The organism is Phenylobacterium sp. (genome assembly GCF_024508875.1).
Taxonomy (GTDB): Bacteria; Pseudomonadota; Alphaproteobacteria; order Caulobacterales; family Caulobacteraceae; genus Phenylobacterium.
The window spans coordinates 1-5,668 of the sequence record NZ_JANINU010000155.1 but is presented as its reverse complement, the minus strand read 5'-3'; the positions used below and the strand labels follow the sequence as shown (position 1 = coordinate 5,668).

The 5,668-nt window shown below is 71.3% G+C and carries 7 protein-coding genes; 4 read left to right on the top strand and 3 right to left on the bottom strand.

The annotated features are described in order from the left end of the window. Positions 1-348: TIGR00730 family Rossman fold protein (locus tag Q0L11_RS12660; protein ID WP_296597682.1), on the top strand; the 348-nt coding region annotated here is incomplete at its 5' end. Here Q0L11_RS12660 and Q0L11_RS12655 read toward each other — a convergent pair. Then, positions 345-1,025 carry a Crp/Fnr family transcriptional regulator gene (locus Q0L11_RS12655; RefSeq protein WP_296597681.1) on the bottom strand — a complete coding sequence of 227 codons (681 nt, stop codon included), beginning with the start codon at positions 1,023-1,025 and terminating at the stop codon, positions 345-347. The genes Q0L11_RS12660 and Q0L11_RS12655 overlap by 4 nt on opposite strands. Positions 1,026-1,097: 72 nt before the next feature. Between Q0L11_RS12655 and Q0L11_RS12650 the strand changes: the two genes are divergently transcribed. Beyond that, a complete protein-coding gene (locus tag Q0L11_RS12650; protein WP_296597680.1) occupies positions 1,098-1,934 on the top strand; it encodes a TauD/TfdA family dioxygenase in 837 nt (278 codons plus the stop codon). A 29-nt stretch (positions 1,935-1,963) separates the two neighbouring features. Here Q0L11_RS12650 and Q0L11_RS12645 read toward each other — a convergent pair whose 3' ends face one another. Then, the gene (locus Q0L11_RS12645; protein ID WP_296597679.1) at positions 1,964-2,911 is read right to left on the bottom strand and encodes a LysR substrate-binding domain-containing protein; all 948 of its coding nucleotides are present in this window, start codon (positions 2,909-2,911) and stop codon (positions 1,964-1,966) included. Between the two features lie 100 nt (positions 2,912-3,011). Here Q0L11_RS12645 and Q0L11_RS12640 point away from each other — a divergent pair, with 100 nt between their 5' ends. Both Q0L11_RS12640 and Q0L11_RS12635 read left to right on the top strand, forming a co-directional pair. Further along, a complete protein-coding gene (locus Q0L11_RS12640; RefSeq protein ID WP_296597678.1) occupies positions 3,012-3,158 on the top strand; it encodes a hypothetical protein in 147 nt (48 codons plus the stop codon). A 95-nt stretch (positions 3,159-3,253) separates the two neighbouring features. Further along, entirely contained in the window at positions 3,254-3,718 is a 465-nt protein-coding gene (locus Q0L11_RS12635) for a carboxymuconolactone decarboxylase family protein (protein ID WP_296597677.1), read from the top strand. A 124-nt stretch (positions 3,719-3,842) separates the two neighbouring features. Here Q0L11_RS12635 and hrpB read toward each other — a convergent pair. Next, on the bottom strand, positions 3,843-5,668 hold a 1,826-nt coding region (hrpB, locus tag Q0L11_RS12630), incomplete at its 5' end, for an ATP-dependent helicase HrpB (RefSeq protein WP_296597676.1).

Below are 5,668 nucleotides of genomic sequence, written 5' to 3'. Positions count from 1 at the left end.
GAGCACATCATCGTCGACAACATGCATGAGCGGAAAATGCTCATGTTCCAGCGCTCGGACAGCTTCGTGATCCTGCCGGGCGGGATCGGCACGCTGGAGGAGGTGGTCGAGCTGCTGTCGTGGCGCAGGCTCGACCTGCACGCCAAGCCGGTGGTGTTCTACAACCCGCGCGGCTTCTGGGAGCCGCTGTTCAAGCTGTTCCAGCACACGGTCGACGAGAAGCTGACACCGCCCGAGTTCATGGAGGCCTGGGTGTCGGTGGAGACCGTGGACGAGGTGGTGCCCGCCCTGCTGGGCCAGGGCCGCGAGCCGTATCCGTCCGAAGCGGCGGTGGGGCGGCGAGGCTAGGTCTCGACCAGCCGGCGAAGTCCCGGGCGATCTAGCAGCACAATCCGGCCGTAGGCCCTTCGGATCAGGCCGGCGCGTTCGAAGTCGCCGAGGTGCGCGTTCACAGTCTTGCGGGTCAGGCCGACCATCTCGCCCAGGCCCTCCTGGCTGACGGCAAGCTCGGCCGCCGACGCCATGCGGGCCAGCAGCTCAAGCCGCGCCGCCAGCCGCTGGCGCGGCGGCAGGGCCGTCGCCTCGACCACGCGATGGACCAGGCTGCGGAGCTGCAGATAGAGCAGCGCGGCGACCGCCTCCCAGATGGCCGGGACCTCGACGGCGATGCGGGCCAGCGCGCGGTCCGAGATGTCCAGCAGCACGCAGGGCTCGCGGCAGATCACGGTGACCAGCCGCGGCCCGCCGCCGAAGCGCATCGTCTGGCCGAGCGCGGCGCCGGGCCCCGCCAGGCCGAACAGGACCTCGCGATCGCCCGGCGCCTTGCACAAGATGTCGGTCGTACCGGCCAGCACGACGATGACGCCCGCCTCGTCGTCGCCCTCGGCGTGGGCCCATTGGCCCGGCGCGAGCCGAACGATGCGGCCATGCCTGAGCAGCGGCTCGACAAGGCCCTCGCGGCCGTCCTTGAGCCAAGGCGAGGCGCGCAGCACCGCCTCGGCAAGATCGCGATCGGCTCGTTCCATCAGCAATTGTAACGGGCGTGACGGTCCGACCCAAGCCGCCGGTTCACCTTCGCGGAAAATCGGGAGGACCATATGGACGCCACGACCCTGGACATCGAACCCCTCGACGGCTGCGGGGCCATGGTTCGCGGCTGCGACGTGCGGCGCGCCACGGATGGTGAGATCGACCGTCTTCGCCAAGCCATCTTCGACCGCGGGGTCATCTTCCTGGAAGATCAGCAGCTCACGCCCGAGGACCAGATCGCGTTCGCCCGGCGGATCGCCCCGATCGTCGTGAACCGCTATTTCCCGAAGACCGAGCGCTATCCCGAGATCGCCAAGGTCGAGAAGTCGGAAGCCCAGACGACCAACATCGGCGGCGGATGGCACACCGACCACAGCTACGACCAGGCGCCCGCCATGGGCTCGGTCCTGCTCGCCGTCGAGACCCCGCCCACCGGCGGGGACACCCTCTTCGCCGACATGTACGCCGCTTACGAGGCGCTGCCGGAGGCGACGAAACAGACCCTGCTGCGCTTGAAGGCCCATCACGCCTCGGCCCACGTCTTCGGCGAGAACAGCGCTTACGCCCGAACCGATCGCCCCGAGCTGTCGGGCCACAAGGACACGCCCGAGGCCGTGCACCCGGTGATCATCACCCACCCGGGCAGCGGCAAGAGGGCGCTGTACGTGAACCCCGCCTTCACCACGGGGATCGTCGGCTGGAGCCGGGAAGAGAGCTTGGCGCTCCTGAGCGAACTCTACGCCCACGCCATCAAGCCGCAGTTCGTGCGGCGCTTCCAATGGCGTCCCGGGTCGATGGCGATCTGGGACAACCGCTGCACCTGGCACTGCGCCATGAACGACTACCAGGGCCACCGGCGGCTCATGCACCGGATCACCCTGGATGGCGTGCCGCTCGCGGCGTAACAACAGCCGGCGGCCGGCCGACGCTCCCGTCAGTCGCGCGGCGGCTGCCCACGCCGCGCGAGCTGGCGCTGGGCGGCCGGATCGGCGCGGACGTGGTCGAGCAGCCAGTCGCGGAAGGCCGCGATCTTGCGGGCCCGGCGCCTGTCCTGCGGATAGGCCAGCCAGTAGCCGCCGACGTCGCTGATGTAGATCTCGAACGGCTGGCTGAGCCGCCCGGCCTCGATGTCGCGGGCGAACATCACGGGCGAGCCGATGCCGACCGCGCCCCGCGCCATGGCGGTGGCGACCTCCAGCGTCTGTGTGTCCGCCGTGATCCGCGGCGCGGCCGGGGCGTCGGTCGGCTGGGCGGTCACCCCCGCGTTCGCGAACCAGGCGGCCCATTCGCCTTCCGAGCCGACACGCTCGACGTTCAGCAGGTCCTCCGGCCGGGGATCCGGCCCCATGGCGGCCATCGCCTGGGGCGTCGCCAGGACGGTCTGGGCAGACGGGAACAGGTAGATGGCCTCGAGGCCCGGCCATTTTCCATCGCGCCCGCCCCGGATGCCGACGTCGAACTCGTCGCGCATCAGGTCGACGAGGCGTTGGGAGGAGTCCAGGCGGACGGCGACCTCGGGATGGTCCACCTGGAACGCGCCCAGCCGCGGCGCCAGCCACTGGGTGGCGAAGGTCTGCAGCACGGTGATCGACAGCACCCCCGCCCCGCTGTCGGTGAGGTCGGCGACGGCGCCGCGCAGGCTGGTCATGGCCTCGGTCGCCGCCCGGGCCAGCCGCTCGCCGGCCGGCGTGAGCGCCACCTCGCGCGGAAGGCGGCGGAACAGCGGCTGATCGAGCCGCTTCTCCAGCGCCTTCACCTGCCAGGACACCGCCGCCTGGGTCATGCCCAGTTCCTCGGCCGCGCGCGTGAAGCTCAGCAGCCGGGCGGCGGCTTCGAAGACGCGGATGGCGCTGAGCGGGATGGCGGCGAGCGGGTCAGACATAAGCTGCATTTATGCATACAGCAGGAGAACCGGTTTGTGGAGCCACGTTCCAGGGCCCATCTTCCCCAGCGACGGATCAATCCCCGGACCGGAGATGGACATGGAAGAGCTGCATCGCATCCATAAGGACGTTCCCTTCGGCTATTGGGTCGATGGCGTGCGGCCCGCCTGGCGCTGGCTGATGCACAGATGGGTGCAGAGGAAGGGCGAACGGCGGCTGCCGGCGGGGTTGAAGGCGTCGCGGTGAGCCTTCTCCCCGTGCAGGGAGGGAAGAAGCCGGGGGCCGATGTCACGGCCGGACCTCCTCCTGCGTCCTTGGGGCAGAGAAACGGAGACCTCCCCATGACGACCCGACTGAACGCCTTCGCCATCGCCCCCGAGGGCATCAAGAAGATGGCCGAACTGGAGGAGGTGCTGAAGGCCTCCGGCCTGGAGTACAGCCTCTACGAGCTGGTGAAGATGCGCGCCTCGCAGATCAACGGCTGCGCCTTCTGCCTGCACATGCACTCGAAGGACGCCCGGGCCGCGGGCGAGACCGAGGAGCGGCTGTACCTGCTGAACGCCTGGCGCGAGTCGACCTTTTATACCCCGCGGGAGCGGGCCGCCCTGGCCTGGACGGAGGCGCTAACCCAGGTGGCGCAGACCGGCGCGCCGGACGCGGACTACGAGGGGCTGAAGCCGCACTTCAGCGAGGCGGAAATCGTCAACCTCACCCTGCTGATCGGGCTCATCAACAGTTGGAACCGCCTGGCCGTCGGCCTGCGCAGCCAGCATCCGAAGACCTGGAGCGCGAAGGCGGCGGCTTAAGGCGTCCCAGTGGCTCCCCAGTTGGGGGAGCTTTCCGCGAATGTCGGCTGAGGGGGCCCTCGACGGTCGTGGAGGAAGCCCCCTCCACCGCTTTGCGGCCCCCTCCCCCAACGGGGGACGAACTCTAGGTCCCGCGCGGCTTTGCCCGGGCCGTCGGGGCGGCGCTGGCGGGATCCTCGGGCCAGACATGCTTGGGATATCGGCCGCGCATGTCGGACCGCACGTCCTTCCACGAACCCTTCCAGAAGCCCGGCAGGTCCTTGGTGGTCTGGATCGGGCGGTGCGCGGGCGAAAGCAGCGACAGCGTGATCGGGACGCCGGCCACGGTGGGATGCTGGGCCAGCCCGAACACCTCCTGCACCCGCACGCCCACGCGCGGCCCCGCCTCCGCAGCGTAGTCGATGGCGAAGCTGTTGCCGGTGGGCGCCGTCCAGCGGGCGGGCGCCTCATGGTCGATCCGGCGTTGCTGGTCCCAGGGGACGAGGGTGCGCAACGCCCCGTCCAGCACGTCCGGCTTCAGCGCGTTCAGGCCGCGCAGGCCCTTCAGCACCGGCGTCAGCCAGTCGTCGAGCCGGTCCAGCAGGGCGGCGTCCGACAGGTCTGGCCAGGCCGGATCGCGGGCATGCAGGAAGGCCGCGCGCTCGCGCAGCGAGACGGCCGCCTCGCCCCACGGCAGGATCTTCAGGCCCTCGCCGCGGACCCGACCGGCCAGGGCTTGGGCGATCAGCGCCGGATCGGGGTTCTCGTCGATCTCCTCGCGGATGGTGAGGCGGCCCAGCCGCGTGAGGCGTTTGGCGCGCAGGCGCCCGCCGCCGCTCTCCTCCAGCCGCTCCTCCACCTCGAACTGGGCCGAGAAGGCCTGCAGCTCGGCCGGGTCCAGCGGAGCGGCGAGCAGGATGCGGTCGCGCCGGTCGCCACCGCCGAGTTCGGCGATCGCCAACCAGGGTTCGCTCGCCAGGGCGTCGGTGGGCTCGACGAAGGCGCCGCGGCCGGTGACGAGCTGGAACTCCCCCTGTCCGCCGCGCGCCTTGGCGACCCGCTCCGGGTAGGCGAAGGCCAGCAGCAGCCCGTCCGACAGCGGCTCGACGGTCTCTGCCTTGACCGTGCCCGGCTTGCCGGCGAGCGAGGCCCAGCGCTCGGCGAGCGCCTTGGCGTCGCGCGCCCTCGGGCCGCGGTCCCGTTCCAGGCCGTCGAGGCGGTGGCGCAGGTCGGCGTCGCGGCCGCCCAGGCCCCGCTCGGTGATGAGGGCGGCGATGCAGGCGGCGCGCAGGGCCTGGCGGGTGTCGGCGGCCTTGAGGACCATGTGGGCGAGGCGCGGCGCCAGCGGGAACTCGGCCAGCGCACGGCCGTGGGCGGTGAGCACGCCGTCGCCGTCCAGCGCCTCCAATCGCGCGAGCAACGCCCGGGCCTCATTGAACGCGGTGGCGGGCGGCGGATCGAGGAAGGCGAGATCGGCCGCGTCCTTGGTGCCCCAGCGTGCGAGATCGAGGGCCAGGCCCGACAGGTCCGCGTCCAGGATCTCGGGGTCGGCGTAGGCCGGCAGCGCGCGGGTCTCGGCCTCGTCCCATAGGCGGTAGCAGGCGCCGGGCTCGGTGCGTCCCGCGCGGCCGCGGCGCTGGTCGGCGGCGGCGCGGCTGACGCGGACGGTGGCCAGCCGCATCAGTCCGCTGGCCGGGTCGAAGCGCGGCACGCGGGCCAGACCGCAATCGATCACCACGCGCACGCCCTGGATGGTCAGGCTGGTCTCGGCGATCGAGGTGGCCAGCACGACCTTGCGCTTGCCCTCGGGCGCGGGCTCGATGGCCCGGTCCTGGTCCCGGGGATCGAGGGCGCCGTAGAGAGGCGCGATCTCGACGTTCGGACGCGCGCGTTCGGCGAGTCGCTCGGCGGTGCGAAGGATTTCCCCCTGCCCCGGCAGGAAGACCAGCAGGCTGCCGGTTTCCTCGGCAA

Bases quoted from the DNA above. Each gene is read 5' to 3' on its own strand.
- Q0L11_RS12655 (WP_296597681.1), bottom strand. From the start codon at position 1,025: ATGGAACGAGCCGATCGCGATCTTGCCGAGGCGGTGCTGCGCGCCTCG.
- Q0L11_RS12650 (WP_296597680.1), top strand. From the start codon at position 1,098: ATGGACGCCACGACCCTGGACATCGAACCCCTCGACGGCTGCGGGGCC.
- Q0L11_RS12645 (WP_296597679.1), bottom strand. From the start codon at position 2,911: ATGTCTGACCCGCTCGCCGCCATCCCGCTCAGCGCCATCCGCGTCTTC.
- Q0L11_RS12640 (WP_296597678.1), top strand. From the start codon at position 3,012: ATGGAAGAGCTGCATCGCATCCATAAGGACGTTCCCTTCGGCTATTGG.
- Q0L11_RS12635 (WP_296597677.1), top strand. From the start codon at position 3,254: ATGACGACCCGACTGAACGCCTTCGCCATCGCCCCCGAGGGCATCAAG.